The 23644-nt window shown below is 37.3% G+C and carries 17 protein-coding genes and 15 pseudogenes; 17 read left to right on the forward strand and 15 right to left on the reverse strand.

Annotated features, from left to right (window positions below; all coding sequences use genetic code 11):
- Positions 1-52: 52 nt before the first annotated feature.
- The 3 genes and pseudogenes from prmB to AYJ55_RS10030 form a co-directional block, all read right to left on the reverse strand.
- Entirely contained in the window at positions 53-985 is a 933-nt protein-coding gene (gene prmB, locus AYJ55_RS10020) for a 50S ribosomal protein L3 N(5)-glutamine methyltransferase (RefSeq protein ID WP_063655982.1), read from the reverse strand.
- Positions 986-1122: 137 nt separating this feature from the next.
- Positions 1123-1661, reverse strand: a pseudogene (locus AYJ55_RS10025) (transposase); the annotation flags it as partial.
- Between the two features lie 200 nt (positions 1662-1861).
- Positions 1862-2111, reverse strand: a pseudogene (locus AYJ55_RS10030) (IS701 family transposase); the annotation flags it as partial.
- Positions 2112-2197: 86 nt separating this feature from the next.
- Here AYJ55_RS10030 and AYJ55_RS10035 point away from each other — a divergent pair.
- Complete coding sequence (locus tag AYJ55_RS10035; RefSeq protein WP_063653812.1) at positions 2198-3097, forward strand: transposase family protein; 900 nt, start codon at positions 2198-2200, stop codon at positions 3095-3097.
- 51 nt (positions 3098-3148) lie between these two features.
- Here the strand turns inward: AYJ55_RS10035 and AYJ55_RS28620 are convergent.
- The 3 genes and pseudogenes from AYJ55_RS28620 to AYJ55_RS10045 all read right to left on the reverse strand — a co-directional run.
- Positions 3149-3334: pseudogene (locus tag AYJ55_RS28620) on the reverse strand (IS701 family transposase); the annotation flags it as partial.
- A 60-nt stretch (positions 3335-3394) separates the two neighbouring features.
- Entirely contained in the window at positions 3395-3928 is a 534-nt protein-coding gene (locus AYJ55_RS25675) for an IS630 family transposase (RefSeq protein ID WP_342668157.1), read from the reverse strand.
- The gene (locus AYJ55_RS10045; RefSeq protein WP_063653415.1) at positions 3852-4217 is read right to left on the reverse strand and encodes an IS630 transposase-related protein; all 366 of its coding nucleotides are present in this window, start codon (positions 4215-4217) and stop codon (positions 3852-3854) included. The genes AYJ55_RS25675 and AYJ55_RS10045 overlap by 77 nt, the downstream gene beginning before the upstream one ends.
- Before the next feature lie 315 nt (positions 4218-4532).
- On the opposite strand from AYJ55_RS10045, the gene smrB reads away from it, so the two are divergent.
- Positions 4533-5081: an endonuclease SmrB gene (gene smrB, locus AYJ55_RS10050; RefSeq protein ID WP_063655991.1), complete on the forward strand. Its 549-nt coding sequence runs from the start codon at positions 4533-4535 to the stop codon at positions 5079-5081.
- A gap of 1415 nt (positions 5082-6496) precedes the next feature.
- On the forward strand, positions 6497-6637 hold the full coding sequence (locus tag AYJ55_RS30655) for a hypothetical protein (protein ID WP_187153218.1): 141 nt from the start codon (positions 6497-6499) through the stop codon (positions 6635-6637).
- Positions 6638-6681: 44 nt separating this feature from the next.
- Here the strand turns inward: AYJ55_RS30655 and AYJ55_RS10060 are convergent.
- Both AYJ55_RS10060 and AYJ55_RS10065 read right to left on the reverse strand, forming a co-directional pair.
- A pseudogene (locus AYJ55_RS10060) lies at positions 6682-7101 on the reverse strand (transposase); the annotation flags it as partial.
- Positions 7025-7390: an IS630 transposase-related protein gene (locus tag AYJ55_RS10065; RefSeq protein ID WP_063653415.1), complete on the reverse strand. Its 366-nt coding sequence runs from the start codon at positions 7388-7390 to the stop codon at positions 7025-7027. The pseudogene AYJ55_RS10060 and the gene AYJ55_RS10065, both read right to left, overlap by 77 nt.
- On the opposite strand from AYJ55_RS10065, the pseudogene AYJ55_RS25680 reads away from it, so the two are divergent.
- The 5 genes and pseudogenes from AYJ55_RS25680 to AYJ55_RS10090 all read left to right on the forward strand — a co-directional run.
- Positions 7389-7547 (forward strand): annotated as a pseudogene (locus AYJ55_RS25680) (helix-turn-helix domain-containing protein); the annotation flags it as partial. The gene AYJ55_RS10065 and the pseudogene AYJ55_RS25680 overlap by 2 nt on opposite strands.
- Positions 7548-7659: 112 nt before the next feature.
- A pseudogene (locus AYJ55_RS32990) lies at positions 7660-8714 on the forward strand (IS3 family transposase); the annotation flags it as partial.
- A gap of 26 nt (positions 8715-8740) precedes the next feature.
- Positions 8741-9106, forward strand: a complete 366-nt coding sequence (locus AYJ55_RS10080; RefSeq protein WP_063653415.1) for an IS630 transposase-related protein — start codon at positions 8741-8743, stop codon at positions 9104-9106.
- Positions 9075-9563 (forward strand): IS630 family transposase, encoded by a 489-nt coding sequence (locus tag AYJ55_RS10085; RefSeq protein WP_063653499.1) that lies wholly within the window; start codon positions 9075-9077, stop codon positions 9561-9563. Before AYJ55_RS10080 ends, AYJ55_RS10085 begins: the two co-directional genes overlap by 32 nt.
- A gap of 154 nt (positions 9564-9717) precedes the next feature.
- Positions 9718-10538: pseudogene (locus AYJ55_RS10090) on the forward strand (integrase core domain-containing protein); the annotation flags it as partial.
- Positions 10539-10595: 57 nt separating this feature from the next.
- On the opposite strand, the pseudogene AYJ55_RS34575 reads toward AYJ55_RS10090, so the two are convergent.
- From AYJ55_RS34575 to folE, 3 genes and pseudogenes are all read right to left on the reverse strand, one after another.
- Positions 10596-10703 (reverse strand): annotated as a pseudogene (locus AYJ55_RS34575) (IS982 family transposase); the annotation flags it as partial.
- Positions 10704-11130: 427 nt separating this feature from the next.
- Positions 11131-11391 (reverse strand): acyltransferase family protein, encoded by a 261-nt coding sequence (locus tag AYJ55_RS10095; RefSeq protein WP_063655999.1) that lies wholly within the window; start codon positions 11389-11391, stop codon positions 11131-11133.
- A gap of 78 nt (positions 11392-11469) precedes the next feature.
- Positions 11470-12135 carry a GTP cyclohydrolase I FolE gene (gene folE / locus AYJ55_RS10100; RefSeq protein ID WP_063656006.1) on the reverse strand — a complete coding sequence of 222 codons (666 nt, stop codon included), beginning with the start codon at positions 12133-12135 and terminating at the stop codon, positions 11470-11472.
- Between the two features lie 654 nt (positions 12136-12789).
- Between folE and AYJ55_RS10105 the strand changes: the two are divergent.
- The 7 genes and pseudogenes from AYJ55_RS10105 to moeB form a co-directional block, all read left to right on the forward strand.
- Positions 12790-13074, forward strand: a pseudogene (locus AYJ55_RS10105) (helix-turn-helix domain-containing protein); the annotation flags it as partial.
- A 61-nt stretch (positions 13075-13135) separates the two neighbouring features.
- Positions 13136-13362: pseudogene (locus AYJ55_RS30660) on the forward strand (IS701 family transposase); the annotation flags it as partial.
- An 82-nt stretch (positions 13363-13444) separates the two neighbouring features.
- Positions 13445-14344, forward strand: coding sequence for a transposase family protein (locus AYJ55_RS10110; protein WP_063656018.1), 900 nt, complete (start codon positions 13445-13447; stop codon positions 14342-14344).
- Between the two features lie 53 nt (positions 14345-14397).
- Positions 14398-15147 (forward strand): annotated as a pseudogene (locus tag AYJ55_RS10115) (IS701 family transposase); the annotation flags it as partial.
- 19 nt (positions 15148-15166) lie between these two features.
- Positions 15167-15935: pseudogene (locus AYJ55_RS10120) on the forward strand (integrase core domain-containing protein); the annotation flags it as partial.
- A 475-nt stretch (positions 15936-16410) separates the two neighbouring features.
- Positions 16411-17655 (forward strand): molybdopterin molybdotransferase MoeA, encoded by a 1245-nt coding sequence (moeA, locus tag AYJ55_RS10125; RefSeq protein WP_063656293.1) that lies wholly within the window; start codon positions 16411-16413, stop codon positions 17653-17655.
- A 2-nt stretch (positions 17656-17657) separates the two neighbouring features.
- Positions 17658-18419 carry a molybdopterin-synthase adenylyltransferase MoeB gene (gene moeB / locus AYJ55_RS10130; protein WP_063656026.1) on the forward strand — a complete coding sequence of 254 codons (762 nt, stop codon included), beginning with the start codon at positions 17658-17660 and terminating at the stop codon, positions 18417-18419.
- A gap of 88 nt (positions 18420-18507) precedes the next feature.
- Here the strand turns inward: moeB and AYJ55_RS10135 are convergent.
- The 4 genes and pseudogenes from AYJ55_RS10135 to AYJ55_RS10155 form a co-directional block, all read right to left on the reverse strand.
- Positions 18508-18732, reverse strand: a pseudogene (locus AYJ55_RS10135) (LOG family protein); the annotation flags it as partial.
- Positions 18733-18963: 231 nt separating this feature from the next.
- Positions 18964-19836, reverse strand: a pseudogene (locus tag AYJ55_RS10140) (integrase core domain-containing protein); the annotation flags it as partial.
- An 8-nt stretch (positions 19837-19844) separates the two neighbouring features.
- Positions 19845-21010: pseudogene (locus tag AYJ55_RS10145) on the reverse strand (IS3 family transposase).
- Positions 21011-21400: 390 nt separating this feature from the next.
- Positions 21401-21601 (reverse strand): IS630 transposase-related protein, encoded by a 201-nt coding sequence (locus AYJ55_RS10155; RefSeq protein ID WP_063656039.1) that lies wholly within the window; start codon positions 21599-21601, stop codon positions 21401-21403.
- 138 nt (positions 21602-21739) lie between these two features.
- On the opposite strand from AYJ55_RS10155, the gene AYJ55_RS10160 reads away from it, so the two are divergent.
- Complete coding sequence (locus tag AYJ55_RS10160; protein ID WP_063656046.1) at positions 21740-22375, forward strand: transposase family protein; 636 nt, start codon at positions 21740-21742, stop codon at positions 22373-22375.
- A gap of 63 nt (positions 22376-22438) precedes the next feature.
- Positions 22439-23479 carry an IS481 family transposase gene (locus AYJ55_RS10165; protein WP_063654070.1) on the forward strand — a complete coding sequence of 347 codons (1041 nt, stop codon included), beginning with the start codon at positions 22439-22441 and terminating at the stop codon, positions 23477-23479.
- Positions 23480-23644: the final 165 nt, after the last annotated feature.

The following is a 23644-nucleotide window of genomic DNA, read 5'->3' on the forward strand; positions in this document are numbered from 1 at the left end:
TCATTACAATAATTAATAAATTATTTTATTGTATGAAAAATGTAATTACCCGTTAATCGATAAATAATTTAAATTTCTCTTGATGCTCAATAAGTTGTTTCTGAGTTAGCATAAACACACCATCGCCCCCCTGTTCGAACTTCAACCAAGTAAAAGGAATATCCGGATATTGCTCAATAAGGTGTAACATACTATTACCAACTTCACAAATAAGCACCCCATTGTCCGTTAGGAAACGGGAAGCATTAGCTAGAATTCTTCTGACAAGTTTTAAACCATCAGAACCCGCTGCAAGCGCTAATTTAGGCTCTACCAGATATTCAGCTGGTAAATCAGACATATCTTCAGTATCCACATAAGGTGGATTAGTGACGATTAAATCATATTTAATCATAGGCATATTCAAAAATAAGTCTGAACGAATAGGTACTATCCGTTCAGAGAACCCATGAGCAGTAATATTTTGTTCAGCTACCGCCAATGCATCAGCAGAAATATCAACCGCATCAATTTGCGCTTGCGGAAATTGATAGGCACAGGCAATAGCAATACATCCACTACCCGTACACATATCTAAAATAGTTACAGGTTCATAATCAATGATAACGGCAAAATGCTTATTAATCAGTTCTCCTATAGGAGAACGTGGGATCAAAACTCGTTCATCAACATAAAACTCATGTCCACAAAACCAGGCTTTATTGGTTAAATAGGCAGCAGGAATATGTTCATTAATACGGCGTAACACCCGTTCAACGATACGATGACGTTCACTTAAAGTCAGACGAGAAACCCATAATTGTTGAGGGATATCTAAGGGCAAAAAAAGTGATGGCAAAACAAGTTGTAAAGCTTCATCCCAACAATTATCTGTTCCATGACCGTAATAAATATTTGCTGCATTAAACCGACTAATTACCCAACGCAACATATCTTGGATGGTATGTAGTTCCGCAACCGCTTCATCAACAAAAATCTTGTCCAAAACGCCTCCTAGCCAATACAAAGTTCATATATTTAATACAGATAGTCTGCCACGAACTACCCAACAAATCAGCTTATTGTTAAGGAATTTTATAGCAATCTCATTAATTGACATTAGAACACAAATTTCGCACAAAACTAATTTGGGTTCGCTAATAAAACACGGATGTGCTCAGTAATAGCATTTTTGATTACGTCCCAATTTGTTGATAAAGGGTTATTTTTTCAGATATACGACGTTTATGTTGTTCAAACCACGCAGAAATAGCGAGAAAAATATGATTTCTTTGCGCTCTGTTCGTGCTAGCCTGACAGCGTTCAATACCACAATTTTGTTTAACTTCTCGATGATAAACTTCAACAGACCAACGAGCATCCATGATAGATTTGACATATTGACGGGTGGGATTGTCTTTGTTTGTTACTCTGTAATCAATACGGCCGTTTTTGGCTGTAAATTTGAAAATTGTCACCCAACCATAACCTCGTAAGTGTATTAAGGTTCCTTCTTCTAAGATGTCTAACTTGTTCAATTGTTTGTTATGGTTAACAATCCTGTTTTTCCTCAGCGTGGTTACCCAGACCCAACCATGATAGCGAATTGATTTCAGATTATCCAGGCTAGAATACCAAGCATCCATCACTACCGCTTCAGGCTTGATCCCTCTTTTTTTAGCCACGCGTTTCGCACCAATAAAAAAACGCTCTATTTTTAAGTTTAATTCAGCATAATATATAAATAGACAAAATCTTATAAATTAAAAGCAACTTATTGTAATTTAAACAAATTTATACGTTTTAGTAACTTGCAAATTAACCATTGCTTTTAAGCCATTTCTGGAATTTTATATGCCTGTGCGAAACTCGTGTTAGCAAGAGCGAGCATTTCGGAAAAGTGCGTGTTTTTTGTTTTTCCATCAGAATCTTTATCATAAATACGATAATCAATAGGAATTGATTCAACAGTTGTTAGATTATGCCAAAGTAAATTAACTAAACCTATGCCAGCAATAACATCATGTTCATTACCTGAATATTGATAATGGACCATCTCTATTTTTTTACTACGTGTTTTGGCAATTTAGTGTATCGTCAGCTATTAGTACCCAAGGGCTTTTTTTGTCTATAAAAATAGTTGCTGAATAGAGACTTGCATTTTTTGTCACGCTATAGACAATAAAAAGAGGTTTAACTTAGAAAATAACGGTTTGAAATGATCAACAAAGAGCGGTTGTTACGAGATAATCGTTTATGTAAAGCAATCATTGGATTATCAGTCGAAGAATTGAAAAATTTAGCCGCTGAATTTTCAGCTTGTTATTTGATTTATCGGAAAAAGAATCGAAAAGATCACGAGCGGCAGATGGGTGCAGGGCAGAAAGGATTTATCCCAACCCCATTAGATAAACTGCTTTTTATTTTATTGTATTTAAAATGTTATCCGACCTATGATTTGCAAGGACTTCTTTTTGGTTTAGATAGAACACGGGTATGTCGCTGGGTAAAAATATTATTGCCGGTTTTAGAGATGACCTTGGGGCGAGAATGTGTTTTGCCCGCTCGTCAAATTCGCTCTGCTGAGGAATTTTTTCGCGCCTTTCCTGGAGTTAAAGACGTCTTTATTGATGGGACAGAGCGACCTGTCCAAAAGCCTAAGAATCTGCGTCGGCGAAAAAAAATGTATTCGGGAAAGAAAAGACAGACCACTCGAAAAGGGCTTATTATGACTGACGAAACGAGGAAAATTGGATTTATCCCCATGATCAAAAATGGGCGCCGTCACGATAAACGCTTACTCGATAAAGTCGATATAATTCGCCATATTCCCCCTGAGGTAACCATCTGGGCCGATACCGGTTTTCAAGGTATAGATAAACAGCATCCTAATACACAAATCCCAAAAAAAGGAACTCGAAAAAGACCTTTATCGCCTGAACAAAAACAAGAAAATAAAATAATCTCGGGCATCCGTATTACGGTTGAACACGCCATCGCGGGTATCAAGCGCCTCGGTTGTATGACCCAAATTTTACGGAATCGTAGACCCTTTATTGATGATACCTTTTTACTCCTTAGTGCCGGTCTTTGGAATTTCCATCTCAGAACAGCCTAAAATTTACTTCAATCACCGAAATACCCTTATTTCACTATTAAGCAACACGCTTATAGAAGGTTGAACTAATCGCCATAGGTCTTTAGGTCGAAAACACCTGCTTTTTAGCCATCGACTAATAGTGTCATGAGACAAAGGTGATGGGCTTACTTCTGATAACGCCAAACCAGAGTATCTCACACTGCTTACTTGTAAGAATGTTTTATAGATATCTTTAATGCATGGATAAACTGACAAAATATAAACATCCTAATTTTTTCTTGTTTTGAACTTTATAGCTAGGCGACTTAATTTTGATTACAGCATATGTATTAAAAACAGGTCATCGATAGTGCATCCTGTTTCCATCTTTTTACGTTTAGCTTGAGACCATTTATGTTCTATAGGATTTAAATCTGGTGAATACACAGGCAAATATTCTATCTGGTGTCCTGCGTTTATAATTGCCTGTTCAATATTCTTACCTTTGTGAAAGCTAGCGTTGTCCATAAAAATAACAGAATTTTCAGGAAGTTCTGGGAGCAATATTTTTGTGATCCAAACATAAAAAACATCACGATTAATATTGCAATCAAATAATCCGATAGCAAAAAGGGTTGTTCCCAATAAAGCGCCAATAACATTTGTTCTTCCCTTAGCACCCCAGTTTTTCAGGCCAAAACAACGGTGACCTTTTGGGGAATAGCCGTGAGTTCGTGGAGTGTCATGTGAAAAACCACTTTCATCAACAAAAACAACAGATTTATCTTTTTTTTCATACTGTTGTCTTTTTTGCTGATGTGCCAGCCTGTCGCTTTCGTTGGTTTTTGGATGGAATAGAGTTTTTTTTATAGGTTAATCCCAGCTTTTTAAGGGATTGCCAAATAGTCTTTTTACAAACACCGAATCGCTCTGCCCGTTCCTTTTGGTAAGCATCTGGATACTGTTCCACATCTTTTGCTAAAGCATTTTTATCGAGCTTCCTCTTACGTGGCGTTGAATTTTTTGGCTCTGGTCGTTTAAGCCAACGTACTAAAGACGCTTTTCCAATACGGAATTGTTTCGCAGTTTCTCGAATTGTTAAACCTTCGGCTTTCCTTACAGATATTACTTTACGTCGAAAATCAATTGTATAACTCATAACACACCTTGTAATCAAAATTAAGTCGCCTAGCTATATCACGAGTTTCGCACAGGCATATAAAATTCCAGAAATGGCTTAAAAGCAATGGTTAATTTGCAAGTTACTAAAACGTATAAATTTATTTAAATTACAATAAGTTGCTTTTAATTTATAAGGTTTTTTCTATTTATATATTATGCTGAATTAAACTTAAAAATAGAGCGTTTTTTTATTGGTGCGAAACGCGTGTTTATACTTCTTTTTCGGAGCTTGCGAAACTCGTGTTAAGATAAACTTAACAGAATAATTGACTAACTGATTGATAGAATCGCAATGAAAAATAAGTTCAAATTGAGTGCTGAGGAAATTAAACTATTTAAAGAGGCGACTGCAGGGACCAAACCTTTATTACATGACATTGTTAGTCATCCACCACTACGACATCATCGAATAAAATCACAACTTGTGACAAAACGTTTGCTCCAAGAACAACTCGATGCTAGTTATTACTTTTCAGATGTGTATCAACCGGTGCTAGAAGCAGATGGACCGATTCGATATTTACGACCCGATATTAATCCTTATGAATTAAAAAAGTTACGTCGGAATGATTATATTCCCGAACTATTTCTCGATTTACATGGCTTATCCCAACGACAAGCTAAACAAGAAATTGGAGCTCTAATCGCTGCTTGCTACAGAGATAATATCCATTGTGCCTGTATTATGCATGGCCACGGAAAACACATTTTAAAACAGCAGATTCCCCTTTGGCTTGCTCAACACCCTAATATCACTGCTTTTCATCAAGCCCCCAAAGCTTGGGGTGGTAGCGCCTCGTTGCTTATCTTGATCGAAACTGATGAAACTCAGCGCAGATAACACGTAAAACAAAACTAGAAATGTGCCGCTAGTTTATTAACATTATGCAATATTTGAGAAGGTCCCCGTAGCCATCTATATTCAGCGCGCCGCATTTCCGTATTTATCTCTACATAAAAGTTGCAAATATAGGAGGGATTTCTTGTGGGCATAAGGCTGATACCAAATAACCGACTAATGGCAAATGAGAAATAATCAATGCTGTTCTTACACCTCCTTCAGCAAGTAATCGCAAATAATTAGCAATAGATTGCGGATCACCATCAGGATAAGTTCTGATAATACTTCTTGTCCGCCTGAATAGGGCAATAATGGCTGCATTGCCTGATAAGTTTGTACTGCTCTTACATATGGACTGGTAAACACTCGTTCGAACACTGGATTCTGTTGTGCTAGCCAATTGGCCATTAATTTAGATTCTTCAATTCCTTTAAGAGTAAGTTCTCTTGCTTCATCATTTACGCGCGTTTCGCACAGACATATAAAATTCCAGAAATGGCTTAAAAGCAATGGTTAATTTGCAAGTTACTAAAACGTATAAATTTGTTTAAATTACAATAAGTTGCTATTAATTTATAAGATTTTGTTTATTTATATATTATGGTGAATTAAACTTAAAAATAGAGCGTTTTTTTATTGGTGCGAAACTCGTGATTTATTGTATTCATCGTTGCGTCACCATTACGCATAATAAAAACTTGCATAATTCACCATTTAACCCCCAACATAGGAGCCCTCTCATTACTCGCTAATGTTATTGTCGGAAAATATCCAGGGCAAGGCAACCCGAGATTCTGCACTAAAATCACAAAAAAGGAACCGCTTTATTTTCATAAAAAACGAAAAAAAAGTTTATTTTATATCAAGTTAAATAGAAATTACGCCTAAGACCATGATATTAATAAGGTTTAAGATACTACTAATAATAATCAACTAAGGAACAAAATTGTTACCATATTTCTGTGCTAGTCGATGCATTATGTCAACAATATTTGATATACCTTGTTGATCCATATATCTAAATGGTCCACCAGTAAAAGGAGGAAAACCAATTCCAAACACTGCACCAATCTCACCATCACACGAGTTTCGCACAGGCATATAAAATTCCAGAAATGGCTTAAAAGCAATAGTTTATTTGCAAGTTACTAAAACGTATAAATTTGTTTAAATTACAATAAGTTGCTATTAATTTATAAGATTTTGTCTATTTATATATTATGGTGAATTAAACTTAAAAATAGAGCGTTTTTTTATTGGTGCGAAACTCGTGCATCATTTATATGCCGAATAACACCTTCGTCAAGACAACGAGTAGCTGTATTAGTCTTAACTTAATCTTACAGTTCTGATTTAAAAAAGAGCGTTACCGGTTTTAATTAACATCATTAGATAATTAAATAAAAGGTAATTCTATGTATCAAACAAATAATCCTATCATCAAACATAAAGTCGAGTTACTTATAGCTAGGCGACTTAATTTTGATTACAGCATATGTATTAAAAACAGGTCATCGATAGTGCATCCTGTTTCCATCTTTTTACGTTTAGCTTGAGACCATTTATGTTCTATAGGATTTAAATCTGGTGAATACACAGGCAAATATTCTATCTGGTGTCCTGCGTTTATAATTGCCTGTTCAATATTCTTACCTTTGTGAAAGCTAGCGTTGTCCATAAAAATAACAGAATTTTCAGGAAGTTCTGGGAGCAATATTTTTGTGATCCAAACATAAAAAACATCACGATTAATATTGCAATCAAATAATCCGATAGCAAAAAGGGTTGTTCCCAATAAAGCGCCAATAACATTTGTTCTTCCCTTAGCACCCCAGTTTTTCAGGCCAAAACAACGGTGACCTTTTGGGGAATAGCCGTGAGTTCGTGGAGTGTCATGTGAAAAACCACTTTCATCAATAAAAACAACAGATTTATCTTTTTTTTCATACTGTTGTCTTTTTTGCTGATGTGCCAGCCTGTCGCTTTCGTTGGTTTTTGGATGGAATAGAGTTTTTTTTATAGGTTAATCCCAGCTTTTTAAGGGATTGCCAAATAGTCTTTTTACAAACACCGAATCGCTCTGCCCGTTCCTTTTGGTAAGCATCTGGATACTGTTCCACATCTTTTGCTAAAGCATTTTTATCGAGCTTCCTCTTACGTGGCGTTGAATTTTTTGGCTCTGGTCGTTTAAGCCAACGTACTAAAGACGCTTTTCCAATACGGAATTGTTTCGCAGTTTCTCGAATTGTTAAACCTTCGGCTTTCCTTACAGATATTACTTTACGTCGAAAATCAATTGTATAACTCATAACACACCTTGTAATCAAAATTAAGTCGCCTAGCTATAACCTCGCTGAACAGCTTAATAACGTCTCAAAAGCCTGTAAGATTATGGGGGTATCCCGAGATACGTTTTATCGCTACCAGGAACTTGTTAACGATGGTGGGATAGACGCTTTAATTAATTAAAATCGACGGGTGCCTAACGTAAAAAATAGAGTAATGTGTAGTGGCATACTAAATTTGGCCACCTAAGTTGAGGTGATATGCTTACCTCATAATTTTTATAGGTGCCGAAATGAGTAAAATAATTACTGCTGAATTTAAATGTGAAACCGCCAAATTAGTCCTTGACCAAAATTACACCTACCAGGAAGCCGCGAAAGGCATGAAGGTCAGTCTTTCAGCGATTAGCCGGTGGGTAAGAGCCCTTCGTTTAGAACGTCAAGGGAAAACATCGCCTGGTCTGCCATTAACACCTGAACAAATTGAGTTCAGAGAAATGAAGAAAAAAATCCACCGGCTGGAAATGGAGAATGACATCTTAAAAAAGGCTACTGCGCTCTTAATGTCCGACTCACTGAAAAATTTTCGGTAGTTGAAAAGCTAAGAGTGCTTTATCCGGTGAAAACTTTGTGTCGTATTTTTAATGTTCACCGAAGCAGTTATCGCTATTGGTGTCGGCCTAAGGAGCCAGATATTGAGCGGACGATAAAACGTAGCCTAGTCAGCGAAGCGTGGAACGTTAGTGGCGGCTCTGCTGGCGCAAGGACTATCGCCACGATGGTTACCAATACACACAACGTGAAACTTGGGCGGTGGTTAGCGGGTAAGTTGATGAAAGAATTAATCATCGTCAGTTGCCAAGAGCGAAAACATAAATACAACCGCGGTGGAAATGAACGTATTGATATTCCAAATCTGCTCAATAGGCAGTTCGCTGTTACAAAGCCTGACCAGGTTTGGTGCGGCGATGTAACCTATATTTGGACAGGCTCACGATGGGCCTATCTGGCTGTGGTATTGGATTTGTTTGCCCGAAAACCGGTGGGCTGGGCAATGTCATTTGCACCAGACTCAGAATTAACCGCCAAAGCACTACAAATGGCTTGGGAACTACGTGGGCATCCCAAACAGGTGATGTTCCATAGTGATCAGGGAAGTCATTATACCAGTCGTCAGTATAGGCAGGCATTGTGGCGTTATCAGATGACCCAAAGTATCAGTCGCAGAGGGAATTGTTGGGATAATAGTCCGATGGAACGATTCTTCCGTAGTCTGAAGACCGAATGGGTGCCAACGACTGGCTACCAAAGCTTTAGTACTGCTCAGTCAGCCATTATTCGCTACATATAGCTAGGCGACTTAATTTGTGTGTTATGAGTTATACAATTGATTTTCGACGTAAAGTAATATCTGTAAGGAAAGCCGAAGGTTTAACAATTCGAGAAACTGCGAAACAATTCCGTATTGGAAAAGCGTCTTTAGTACGTTGGCTTAAACGACCAGAGCCAAAAAATTCAACGCCACGTAAGAGGAAGCTCGATAAAAATGCTTTAGCAAAAGATGTGGAACAGTATCCAGATGCTTACCAAAAGGAACGGGCAGAGCGATTCGGTGTTTGTAAAAAGACTATTTGGCAATCCCTTAAAAAGCTGGGATTAACCTATAAAAAAAACTCTATTCCATCCAAAAACCAACGAAAGCGACAGGCTGGCACATCAGCAAAAAAGACAACAGTATGAAAAAAAAGATAAATCTGTTGTTTTTATTGATGAAAGTGGTTTTTCACATGACACTCCACGAACTCACGGCTATTCCCCAAAAGGTCACCGTTGTTTTGGCCTGAAAAACTGGGGTGCTAAGGGAAGAACAAATGTTATTGGCGCTTTATTGGGAACAACCCTTTTTGCTATCGGATTATTTGATTGCAATATTAATCGTGATGTTTTTTATGTTTGGATCACAAAAATATTGCTCCCAGAACTTCCTGAAAATTCTGTTATTTTTATGGACAACGCTAGCTTTCACAAAGGTAAGAATATTGAACAGGCAATTATAAACGCAGGACACCAGATAGAATATTTGCCTGTGTATTCACCAGATTTAAATCCTATAGAACATAAATGGTCTCAAGCTAAACGTAAAAAGATGGAAACAGGATGCACTATCGATGACCTGTTTTTAATACATATGCTGTAATCAAAATTAAGTCGCCTAGCTATAACCCACTACTATAGCGATATAAGACCTCACTGGTATAACGGTGGATTAACGCCAAACGAATCAGAGCGACTGTTCCGTGAACAGTCAGGTAGGGTGGCCAATTTTAGTTGACCACTACAATGAACAGATTGAAAGCGCTGTAGTTGAGTATGCCATTGAATACCCTGCACACGGTCAACACCGCAGTAGTAATGAACTAAGAAAAAAAGGCATTTTTGTTTCGGGGAGTGGCGTTCGCTCTATTTGGCTGCACCATAATCTCGAAAATTTTACAAAACGCCTAAAAGCGCTTGAAGATAAAATCGCAACAGAAGGAATTATCCTGTCAGAATCACAAATCAGTGCTCTAGAAAAGAAAGCGCAAGATGATGAAGCCTGTGGTGAGATTGAAACAGCGCATCCAGGTTATCCGTGTTCACAAGATACTTTTTATGTCGGTCATTTAAAAGGCGTTGGTCGTGTTTATTAACAAACTTACATTGATACTTACAGTAAAGTCGTTCATTGTAAGCTTTACACAACAAAAAGCGCGATAACGGCGGCAGATTTATTAAATGACAAGGTTCTCCCTTTTTATTCCCAGCATGGGTTACCGGTGTTACGTATACTGACGGACAGAGGCAGTGAGTATTGTGGTAAAGTTGAACATCACGATTATCAACTTTATCTCGCTATCAAATTGATCATACAAAAACTAAAGCTCGTTCACCTCAAACTAATGGGATTTGTGAACGCTTTCATAAAACTGTATTACAAGAGTTCTATCAGGTGGCTTTTCGTAAGAAAATCTATAGGGCTTTAGATGAATTACAAGCTGATTTAGATAAATGGTTAGCGGAATATAATAACCAACGCACTCATCAAGGAAAAATGTGTTGCGATCGAACTCCTATGGCAACTTTACACGATGGAAAACAACTTTGGAGAGAGAAAGATTTAAATCAAATTTAACCTGACAGGTACTGTATAAATAACCGGTAACTGTCAGATCAAGTCTGAGCTACCACACATCATTTCAGCCAATGAAAGCTGAGTAGACCGTCTACGACGCTTACTACCGTTATTCAGCAAAATTTCATGCATTTTTGGCTCGAAGTCTTTACAAAAATCATCCATCAGGCAATAAGCCTGTTGCTCAATAGCAAAATTAATTATGACTTACAAAAAAACCAGCCTCTGATGATAAAATAATCAATTTTTGCATTAAAAACAACCTATGTAAGATTAAAAAATAAACTATTTTTGTATTTTTTAGATGTATCTAACTTGTTTTTATTTTAAGCAACTTTATTTCACTATTGAGCAACATGCTTAATAAAGTTCAATAAGATTTTCCATCATTGTTTAACAATGCTCTACGCTTTAACCAGATTGTTAGAGTATTTTAACGATATATGCGCATTCAACTATTTGAATAGCAAGACTTTCATTTTATTTCTTATCCCGAACTCAGGTTATAATATAGCTGCCTAGTGTTATTAAAATGAATAAATTTTATTGCCAATAGCCCCGTCAAAGCATAAGGCAATAGAATATCCCCATTTTATAACCCAATGCCATGCAGCAGACCAATAGTAGCCAACGCAAACAGACGAATTTGATTCCAATATAAACCCTGCTTAGACAAAAATTCAAAGCTTGAGCTTGCACCAAATAACAAACTAAAAATTGCCAGAAATTTTCCCTGCACAAAGATATTCAAAAATACCAAGCACCAAATATCCCCGGCTGTTGTGCTAGCAATATAAACTGGATTTACATAAGCTAATTCAGGTAGCGCAAAAGCAAAAATATTAACCAGCAAAATAGCTAAAATAGCGCTTGCGCGCAGCAGATCAATTTGTTCAATCCGCTACCGCCTGGCTTTAATAACAAACATTAATTAGCGGTAACGCAGGCGAGAAATATTGCGTAAAAACTCCTGACGGGTATTTTGACTAGATTTAAATAAACCACCTAGCGAGGTTGTCATGCTGCTGCTTACATCACGAACGCCTCTGGCTTTCACACAATAATGAACAGCATCAATTGAAACCGCGACATTACTTGTACCTAATAAAGTTTGTAGCGCAATTAAAATCTGCTGGGTCAAACGCTCCTGAACTTGTGGCCGTTGAGAAAAAAATTGAACAATACGATTAATTTTAGATAAACCAATCACTTTATCCTTTGGAATATAGGCCACAGTCGCCTTACCATCGATAGTGACAAAATGATGCTCACAGACACTAGTTAACGTAATATCGCGAACCGTTACCATTTCGTCGAAATCCATTTTATTTTCGATCAAAGTAATTTTAGGAAAGTTATTATAATCGAGCCCTGAGAAAATTTCGTCAACATACATTTTAGCAACGCGCTTAGGTGTTTCCACTAAGCTATCATCTTTAAGATCGAGATTAAGTAAACGCATAATTTCACTAATGTGCCCTTCAATCTGTTGTTTACGCTCATTTGAGGAAAGAGATTGACCGCAAAGAGGGGTTTCAAGACCACGAGCTTCTAGTGCTTCACGAACAAGATGCGCTTCTTGACTGAGCGATGACATGCATTTCTCCAACAATAAAATTCAACATTAATCCAACTACATATTCAATAAATGGATACCATTATCCCATTACAATAGTCTATCCTAGCAAAATATTTTTTATATCGCGCTAATTTTCATATCAGAGTCACTATTTATTCTTTGTTTTTTCTGTTCATTTATATAAAAACATCAATTTATATTACTATAAATAATCGATTTACTGACTATACCCTCATTTTAAACCCATCGAGTTGCGACTAAATATTTTATCAAAAAAAAATGAGCGTGTTAGCTAGCAAAATTGATTGCTTTAATATCACAACAAAATAAATAGTTGCCGTCGTTTTTGTATACTTATATTGTTATTCATTGTGAGTGACAGCAAAGAAATTATTTTAACCATAACGTTCAGATTTTTAATAGCCTATTGTTTTCAGCACATAAAGGTTAAAAAATGTTCGATGAAGATTTTCATGTTATGAAGGACAGGCTGATCGATTATTAAGAGCGCAAAATCGATAAGAACGCAAAGAATAGTCGAAATTGAATAATTATTTAAAAAAGATCGGCATTATTTGCATTAGTCTTAACTTAATCTGACAATTCTGATTTAAAAAAGAGCGTTACCGGTTTTAATTAAAATCATTAGATAATAAAATAAAAGGTAATTCTATGTATCAAACAAATAATCCTATCATCAAACATAAAGTCGGGTTACTTAACTTTGCTGAAGAGCTTCATAACGTATCAAAAGCCTGTAAGATTATGGGTGTATCCCGAGATACTTTCTATCGCTATCAAGAACTTGTTAACGATGGTGGGATCGATGCCTTAATTAATCAAAATCGACGGGTACCTAACGTAAAAAATAGAGTAGATGAACAGATTGAAAGCGCTGTAGTTGAGTATGCGATTGAATACTCTGCACACGGACAACACCGCAGTAGTACACGAGTTTCGCAATCTCCAAAAAAGAAGTATAAATTTAAAAACAAGAAAAAATTAGGGTGTTCATATTTTGTCCGGTTATCCATGCATTAAAAATATCTACAAAACATTCTTACAAGTAAGCAGTGTAAGATACTCTGGTTTGGCGTTATCAGAAGTAAGCCCATCACCTTTGTCTCATGACACTATTAGTCGATGGCTAAAAGTAGATGTTTTCGACCTAAAGACCTATGGCGATTAGTTCAACCTTCTATAGACAAAAAAAGCCCTTGCGTACTAATTGCCGATGATACATTAAAATAGTTGCTGAAGAGACTTGCATTTTTTGTCACGCTATAGACAATAAAAAGAGATTTAACTTAGAAAATAACGGTTTGAAATGATCAACAAAGAGCGGTTGTTACGAGATAATCGTTTATGTAAAGCAATCATTGGATTATCAGTCGAAGAATTGAAAAATTTAGCCGCTAAATTTTCAGCTTGTTATTTGATTTATCGGAAAAAGAATCGAAAAGATCACGAGCGGCAGATGGGTGCAGGGCAGAAAGGATTTATCCCAACCCCATTAGATAAACTGCTTTTTATTTTATTGTATTTAAAATGTTATCCGACCTATGATTTGCAAGGACTTCTTTTTGGTTTAGATAGAACACGGGTATGTCGCTGGGTAAAAATATTATTGCCGGTTTTAGAGATGACCTTGGGGCGAGAATGTGTTTTGCACGCTCGTCAAATTCGCTCTGCTGAGGAATTTTTTCGCGCCTTTCCTGGAGTTAAAGGCGTCTTTATTGATGGGACAGAGCGACCTGTCCAAAAGCCTAAGAATCTGCGTCGGCGAAAAAAAATGTATTCGGGAAAGAAAAGACAGACCACTCGAAAAGGGCTTATTATGACTGACGAAACGAGGAAAATTGGATTTATCCCCATGATCAAAAATGGGCGTCGTCACGATAAACGCTCACTCGATAAAGTCGATATAATTCGCCATATTCCCCCTGAGGTAACCATCTGGGCCGATACCGGTTTTCAAGGTATAGATAAACAGCATCCTAATACACAAATCCCAAAAAAAGGAACTCGAGAAAGACCTTTATCGCCTGAACAAAAACAAGAAAATAAAATAATCTCGGGCATCCGTATTACGGTTGAACACGCCATCGCGGGTATCAAGCGCCTCGGTTGTATGACCCAAATTTTACGGAATCGTAGACCCTTTATTGATGATACCTTTTTACTCCTTAGTGCCGGTCTTTGGAATTTCCATCTCAGAACAGCCTAAAATTTACTTCAATCACCGAAATACCCTTATTTCACTATTAAGCAACACGCTTATTGATTGCCAAAACACGTAGTAAAAAAATAGAGATGGTCCATTATCAATATTCAGGTAATGAACATGATGTTATTGCTGGCATAGGTTTAGTTAATTTACTTTGGCATAATCTAACAACTGTTGAATCAATTCCTATTGATTATCGTATTTATGATAAAGATTCTGATGGAAAAACAAAAAACACGCACTTTTCCGAAATACTCGCTCTTGCTAAAAAAAGAGGGATCATACCAGAAGCGGTAGTGATGGATGCCTGGTATTCTAGCCTGGATAATCTGAAATCAATTCGCTCTCATGGTTGGGTCTGGGTAACCACGCTGAGGAAAAACAGGATTGTTAACCATAACAAACAACTGAACAAGTTAGACATCTCAGAAGAAGGAACTTCAATACACTTACGAGGCTACGGTTGGGTGACTGTTTTCAAATTTACAGCCAAAAACGGCCGTATTGATTACTTAGTAAAAAACAAAGACAATCCCACCCGTCAATACGTCAAATCTATCATGGATGCCCGTTGGTCTGTTGAAGTTTATCATCGAGAAGTTAAACAAAATTGTAGTATTGAACGCTGTCAGGCTCGCACGAGCCGAGCGCGAAGAAATCATATTTTTCTCGCTATTTCTGCGTGGTTTGAACAACATAAACGTCGTATATCTGAAAAAATAACCCTTTATCAACAAAATTGGGACGTAATCAAAAATGCTATTACTGAGCACATCCGTGTTTTATTAGCGTACCCAAATTAGTTTTGTGAGAAACTCGTGTAGTAATGAACTAAGAAAAAAAGGAATTTTTGTTTCGGGAAGTGGTGTTCGTTCTATTTGGCTACGTCATCATCTTGAAAATTTTAAAAAACGTCTAAAGGCGTTAGAAGATAAAATAGCGACAGAAGGGATTATCCTGTCAGAATCACAAATCAGTGCACTCGAAAAAAAAGCACAGGATGATGAGGCCAATGGTGAGATTGAAACAGCACATCAGGGTTATTTGGGGTCACAGGACACTTTATTATGTCGGTCATTTAAAAGGCGTTGGTCGTGTTTATCAACAGACTTACATTGACACTTACAGTAAAGTCGTTCATTGTAAGCTTTACACAACGAAAAGCGGGATAACGGCGGTAGATTTATTAAATGACAAGGTTCTGCCTTTTTACACCCAGCATGGATTACCTATTTTACGTATACTGACGGACAGAGGCAGTGAGTATTGTGGTAAAGTTGAACATCACGATTATCAACTTTATCTATCTATCAACGATATTGATCATACAAAAACTAAAGCTCGTTCACCTCAAACCAATGGGATTTGTGAACGCTTTCATAAAACTGTATTACAAGAGTTCTATCAGGTGGCTTTTTGTAAGAAAATCTATAGAGCTTTAGATGAATTACAAGCTGATTTAGATAAATGGTTAGCGGAATATAATAACCAACGCACTCATCAAGGAAAAATGTGTTGCGGTCGAACGCCTATGGCAACTTTATACGAGGGAAAACAACTTTGGAGAGAAAAAGATTTAAATCAAATTTAACCTGACAGATACTGTATAAATAACCGGTAACTGTCAGATCAAGTCTGAGCTACTACATGTTTGATTGATTCCATCCTCTTCCGATAAATATTTCATAATTAATAACTGTTCTGGTGATAAATTAAACGGACTCAGTATCTCTTTTATTATCTTACATGTTTGTAACAGATCGGTTTGATGAATAAATTTATAAAAAACATTTCGCTTGATGCACCCTTAATATACAAATAATTTGCTGCAGCAAAATTTCTGTGTAATCAGTTTAATAAAATCCAGATTTAAAAAGAAGTCAGCGGCAAATTTTAATATTAAGCGTGCAATTTCAGTCAGCTCTATTTTTTATCTAATATTTTATTATTTCTTATAGTAGATAACTTCTTTGTTAATAAGTGAGATTGTTGTCATAATACACTGAAAATATTTGGCAAAATTATGCCAATATCAGTCAAAACGGTAGTATTATTTGGAGCCAAATATGGAGCATTATCATACCGACCAATTATTATCGCTGAAGGAAGCATTAAATAATATATTTACCCTAATCACCCCAATTGTAGAAAAAGAAATTATCCCACTAACAGAATCAATTAATCGCATTACTGCCAGAGAAATTATATCGCCAATTAATGTCCCTCCATTCGATAATTCAGCCATGGATGGTTATGCAATACGCTTTAATGATTGGCATGACGCCGCCCCATTGATTGTTGCGGGTAAAGCTCTAGCTGGTTCTCCTTTTCGTGATCCGCTGCCAGCCAAGTCTTGTATTCGCATTATGACAGGAGCGCCGATCCCCTCTGGCGTTGATACGGTCATCATGCAAGAAAACACCCGGTTAGTTGAAAATACCATTAGTTTCACTCAGCCAATAAAACCAGGTAGTAATATTCGTTTTGCCGGCGAAGATATTCGACAAGGTGATACGGTATTGACAATAGGCAGCAAACTTTCTGCCACTCAGATATCCCTTATTGCATCATTGGGAGTAAGTGAGATTGAAGTTTTTCGCCAGTTGAAAGTGGCTATTTTCTCTACTGGCGATGAACTACAAACTATTGGCCAGCCACTGGCTGCCGGTCAAATCTATGATACCAATCGGCTGGCAATACGCTTGATGTTAGAAAAAATGAACTGCCAAGTGATTGATTTAGGAATTATTGCCGATGAGCCTGGCAAACTCTATCAAGCGTTTAAACAAGCGGATCAACAAGCCGATCTGGTTATTAGCAGCGGTGGTGTGTCGGTGGGGAAAGCTGATTATACCAAGCAGATCCTTAATGAAATAGGCAGCATCAATTTTTGGCAACTGGCAATCAAACCAGGTAAACCATTTGCCTTTGGTAAACTAAAATCTGCTTGGTTTTGTGGTTTACCCGGTAATGCTGTATCCGCTATAGTCACCTTTTATCAACTGGTACAACCCATTATCAATCACCTTTCCGCTTTTAGCCAATGGCAAAGTACACCCTATTTAAAAGCGCGCACCACCAGCCTGATAAAAACATCACCAGGACGCCGCCTTGAGTTCCAACGAGGGGTTGCCAGGGTAAATTCTCAAGCCGATTTAGAGGTAACCCCCATGCCACAACAAGGTTCACACATTTTGAGTTCCTTTAACCAAAGTAACTGTTTTATCGTTTTAGAGCAAAATCGTGGCGCGGTTGACGCAGGTGAATTAGTTGACATTGAGTATTTTAATCATTTATTAATAAGTGAATAAGTATGGCTATTGAATTATCTGATCAAGAGTTACTCCGTTATAATCGCCAAATTATTTTACAAAACTTCGATTTTGACGGACAAGAAAAACTAAAAGCAGCAAAAGTGTTGATTGTCGGAATGGGTGGTTTAGGTTGTGCCGCCGCTCAATATTTAGCCGCAGCAGGCATCGGGCAGCTGACATTATTGGATTTTGATACCGTTTCTCTACCAAATTTGCAACGGCAAATCCTATATAACGTCCAATCTATCGGTAGCGCAAAAGTTGACTCGGCCAAAACCACATTACATAAAATAAATCCGTACATAGAAATTTCTACGGTTAATAGAAAACTGGCAGAATATGAACTGAATACTTTAATCAAACAACAAGATGTAATTGTTGATTGTACCGATAATGTGACTATTCGCGAACAGCTTAATCACCTATGTTTAACGCTAAAGCGCCCATTAATATCAGGTGCAGCTATTCGCATGGAAGGACAACTGGTGGTATTAACTTATCAAGATAATACCCCCTGCTATCACTGTTTAAGTCGTTTATTTGGTGAAAATAATCTCTCTTGCATCGAAACCGGCGTTATGTCTCCACTGGTTGGTATTATTGGTAGCTTGCAAGCGATGGAAACACTAAAATTACTCACTAACTATGGTAAAATTATCAGCGGAAAAGTGCTATTTTATGATGCTATGTCAACAGAATTTCGAACGATTAATTTAATGCCTGATCCTAATTGTGAAATCTGTCAGGCAACCACCATATAGAGCTAACTTTTATAGCTGTGAGACCAATATATCACTTTTTAATTATTTGTTTTGTTAGTACTAACCAAGTGATGAAAAATTAACACAGCTATAAATCATCATAAATTTTTACTGAAGGTCCCGTGTAGTGTAAAAAACGATCAAGTAAATTGGCCGCCTTATCTTCAACAATCGCCATATGTCGATATTTTTCTTGTAAAAACTTTTCATCAACCATTTTTTCTATCATAGCAACTAACGGTGCCCAATAATTATTAACATTTAATAAGCCGCATGGTTTTGTATGTAAGCCAATTTGACCCCAAGTAAAAACTTCACGAGTTTCGCACCAATAAAAAACGCTCTATTTTTAAGTTTAATTCAGCATAATATATAAATAGACAAAATCTTATAAATTAAAAGCAACTTATTGTAATTTAAACAAATTTATACGTTTTAGTAACTTGCAAATTAACCATTGCTTTTAAGCCATTTCTGGAATTTTATATGTGGTAGCTCAGACTTTATCTGACAGATGCTGGTTATTTATACAGTACCTGTCAGGTTAAATTTGATTTAAATCTTTTTCTCTCCAAAGTTGTTTTCCATCGCGTAAAGTTGCCATAGGCGTTCGACCGCACACATTTTTCCTTGATGAGTGCGTTGGTTATTATATTCCGCTAACCATTTATCTAAATCAGCTTGTAATTCATCTAAAGCCCTATAGATTTTCTTACGAAAAGCCACCTGATAGAACTCTTGTAATACAGTTTTATGAAAGCGTTCACAAATCCCATTAGTTTGAGGTGAACGAACTTTGGTTTTTGTATGATCAATATCATTGATAGCGAGATAAAGTTGATAATCGTGATGTTCAACTTTACCACAATACTCACAGCCTCTGTCCGTCAGTATACGTAACACCGGTAACCCATGCTGGGAATAAAAAGGGAGAACCTTGTCATTTAATAAATCTGCCGCCGTTATCGCGCTTTTTGTTGTGTAAAGCTTACAATGAACGACTTTACTGTAAGTATCAATGTAAGTTTGTTGATAAACACGACCAACATAAAAAGTATCTTGTGAACCCAGATAACCTGGATGCGCTGTTTCAATCTCACCACAGGCTTCATCATCTTGCGCTTTCTTTTCTAGAGCACTGATTTGTGATTCTGACAGGATAATTCCTTCTGTTGCGATTTTATCTTCAAGCGCTTTTAGGCGTTTTGTAAAATTTTCGAGATTATGGCGCAGCCAAATAGAGCGAACGCCACTCCCCGAAACAAAAATGCCTTTTTTTCTTAGTTCATTACTACTGCGGTGTTGACCGTGTGCAGGGTATTCAATCGCATACTCAACTACAGCGCTTTCAATCTGTTCATCTACTCTATATTTTTACGTTAGGCACCCGTCGATTTTGATTAATTAAAGCGTCTATTGTAGTGGTCAACTAAAATTGGCCACCCTACCTGACTGTTCACGGAACAGTCGCTCTGATTCGTTTGGCGTTAATCCACCGTTATACCAGTGAGGTCTTATATCGCTATAGTAGTGGGTTATGTAGCGAATAATGGCTTACTGAGCAGTACTAAAGCTTTGGTAGCCAGTCGTTGGCACCCATTCGGTCTTCAGACTACGGAAGAATCGTTCCATCGGACTATTATCCCAACAATTCCCTCTGCGACTGATACTTTGGGTCATCTGATAACGCCACAATGCCTGCCTATACTGACGACTGGTATAATGACTTCCCTGATCACTATGGAACATCACCTGTTTGGGATGCCCACGTAGTTCCCAAGCCATTTGTAGTGCTTTGGCGGTTAATTCTGAGTCTGGTGCAAATGACATTGCCCAGCCCACCGGTTTTCGGGCAAACAAATCCAATACCACAGCCAGATAGGCCCATCGTGAGCCTGTCCAAATGTAGGTTACATCGCCGCACCAAACCTGGTCAGGCTTTGTAACAGCGAACTGCCTATTGAGCAGATTTGGAATATCAATACGTTCATTTCCACCGCGGTTGTATTTATGTTTTCGCTCTTGGCAACTGACGATGATTAATTCTTTCATCAACTTACCCGCTAACCACCGCCCAAGTTTCACGTTGTGTGTATTGGTAACCATCGTGGCGATAGTCCTTGCGCCAGCAGAGCCGCCACTAACGTTCCACGCTTCGCTGACTAGGCTACGTTTTATCGTCCACTCAATATCTGGCTCCTTAGGCCGACACCAATAGCGATAACTGCTTCGGTGAACATTAAAAATACGACACAAAGTTTTCACCGGATAAAGCACTCTTAGCTTTTCAACTACCGAAAATTTTTCAGTGAGTCGGACATTAAGAGCGCAGTAGCCTTTTTTAAGATGTCATTCTCCATTTCCAGCCGGTGGATTTTTTTCTTCATTTCTCTGAACTCAATTTGTTCAGGTGTTAATGGCAGACCAGGCGATGTTTTCCCTTGACGTTCTAAACGAAGGGCTCTTACCCACCGGCTAATCGCTGAAAGACTGACGTTCATGCCTTTCGCGGCTTCCTGGTAGGTGTAATTTTGGTCAAGGACTAATTTGGCGGTTTCACATTTAAATTCAGCAGTAATTATTTTACTCATTTCGGCACCTATAAAAATTATGAGGTAAGCATATCACCTCAACTTAGGTGGCCAAATTTAGTATGCCACTACACTTTCGTTGGTTTTTGGATGGAATAGAGTTTTTTTTATAGGTTAATCCCAGCTTTTTAAGGGATTGCCAAATAGTCTTTTACAAACACCGAATCGCTCTGCCCGTTCCTTTTGGTAAGCATCTGGATACTAAGCATGTTGCTCAATAGTGAAATAAAGTTGCTTAAAATAAAAACAAGTTAGATACATCTAAAAAATACAAAAATAGTTTATTTTTTAATCTTACATAGGTTATTTTTATTGCAAAAATTGATGATTTTATCATCATCGGCTGGTTTTTTTGTAAGTCATAATTAATTTTGCTATTGAGCAACAGGCTTACTGTTCCACATCTTTTGCTAAAGCATTTTTATCGAGCTTCCTCTTACGTGGCGTTGAATTTTTTGGCTCTGGTCGTTTAAGCCAACGTACTAAAGACGCTTTTCCAATACGGAATTGTTTCGCAGTTTCTCGAATTGTTAAACCTTCGGCTTTCCTTACAGATATTACTTTACGTCGAAAATCAATTGTATAACTCATAACACACCTTGTAATCAAAATTAAGTCGCCTAGCTATATTTGTTTGATACATAAAAATAGTTGCTGAATAGAGACTTGCATTTTTTGTCACGCTATAGACAATAAAAAGAGGTTTAACTTAGAAAATAACGGTTTGAAATGATCAACAAAGAGCGGTTGTTACGAGATAATCGTTTATGTAAAGCAATCATTGGATTATCAGTCGAAGAATTGAAAAATTTAGCCGCTGAATTTTCAGCTTGTTATTTGATTTATCGGAAAAAGAATCGAAAAGATCACGAGCGGCAGATGGGTGCAGGGCAGAAAGGATTTATCCCAACCCCATTAGATAAACTGCTTTTTATTTTATTGTATTTAAAATGTTATCCGACCTATGATTTGCAAGGACTTCTTTTTGGTTTAGATAGAACACGGGTATGTCGCTGGGTAAAAATATTATTGCCGGTTTTAGAGATGACCTTGGGGCGCGAATGTGTTTTGCCCGCTCGTCAAATTCGCTCTGCTGAGGAATTTTTTCGCGCCTTTCCTGGAGTTAAAGACGTCTTTATTGATGGGACAGAGCGACCTGTCCAAAAGCCTAAGAATCTGCGTCGGCGAAAAAAAATGTATTCGGGAAAGAAAAGACAGACCACTCGAAAAGGGCTTATTATGACTGACGAAACGAGGAAAATTGGATTTATCCCCATGATCAAAAATGGGCGCCGTCACGATAAACGCTTACTCGATAAAGTCGATATAATTTGTATTAGTCTTAACTTAATCCGACAATTCTGATTTAAAAAAGAGCGTTACCGGTTTTAATTAACATCATTAGATAATTAAATAAAAGGTAATTCTATGTATCAAACAAATAATCCTATCATCAAACATAAAGTCGGGTTACTTAACCTCGCTGAAGAGCTTAATAACGTCTCAAAAGCCTGTAAGATTATGGGGGTATCCCGAGATACGTTTTATCGCTACCAGGAACTTGTTAACGATGGTGGGATAGACGCTTTAATTAATCAAAATCGACGGGTGCCTAACGTAAAAAATAGAGTAGATGAACAGATTGAAAGCGCTGTAGTCGAGTATGCGATTGAATACCCTGCACACGGTCAACACCGTAGTAGTAATGAACTAAGAAAAAAAGGCATTTTTGTTTCGGGGAGTGGCGTTCGCTCTATTTGGCTGCGCCATAATCTCGAAAATTTTACAAAACGCCTAAAAGCGCTTGAAGATAAAATCGCAACAGAAGGAATTATCCTGTCAGAATCACAAATCAGTGCTCTAGAAAAGAAAGCGCAAGATGATGAAGCCTGTGGTGAGATTGAAACAGCGCATCCAGGTTATCTGGGTTCACAAGATACTTTTTATGTCGGTCATTTAAAAGGCGTTGGTCGTGTTTATCAACAAACTTACATTGATACTTACAGTAAAGTCGTTCATTGTAAGCTTTACACAACAAAAAGCGCGATAACGGCGGCAGATTTATTAAATGACAAGGTTCTCCCTTTTTATTCCCAGCATGGGTTACCGGTGTTACGTATACTGACGGACAGAGGCAGTGAGTATTGTGGTAAAGTTGAACATCACGATTATCAACTTTATCTCGCTATCAATGATATTGATCATACAAAAACTAAAGCTCGTTCACCTCAAACTAATGGGATTTGTGAACGCTTTCATAAAACTGTATTACAAGAGTTCTATCAGGTGGCTTTTCGTAAGAAAATCTATAGGGCTTTAAATGAATTACAAGCTGATTTAGATAAATGGTTAGCGGAATATAATAACCAACGCACTCATCAAGGAAAAATGTGTTGCGGTCGAACGCCTATGGCAACTTTACACGATGGAAAACAACTTTGGAGAGAGAAAGATTTAAATCAAATTTAACCTGACAGGTACTGTATAAATAACCGGTAACTGTCAGATTAAGTCTGAGCTACTACAGCCTTAGCAGACATTAATCAAATCTAACAAACGCATAAATATTTTTCATGTCATTTCTTTTTTAAAATTAACAATTATTATAGTGAATATCCTATTTACAATCGGCAT

Source organism: Candidatus Arsenophonus triatominarum, from assembly GCF_001640365.1.
Lineage (GTDB): Bacteria > Pseudomonadota > Gammaproteobacteria > Enterobacterales > Enterobacteriaceae > Arsenophonus > Arsenophonus triatominarum.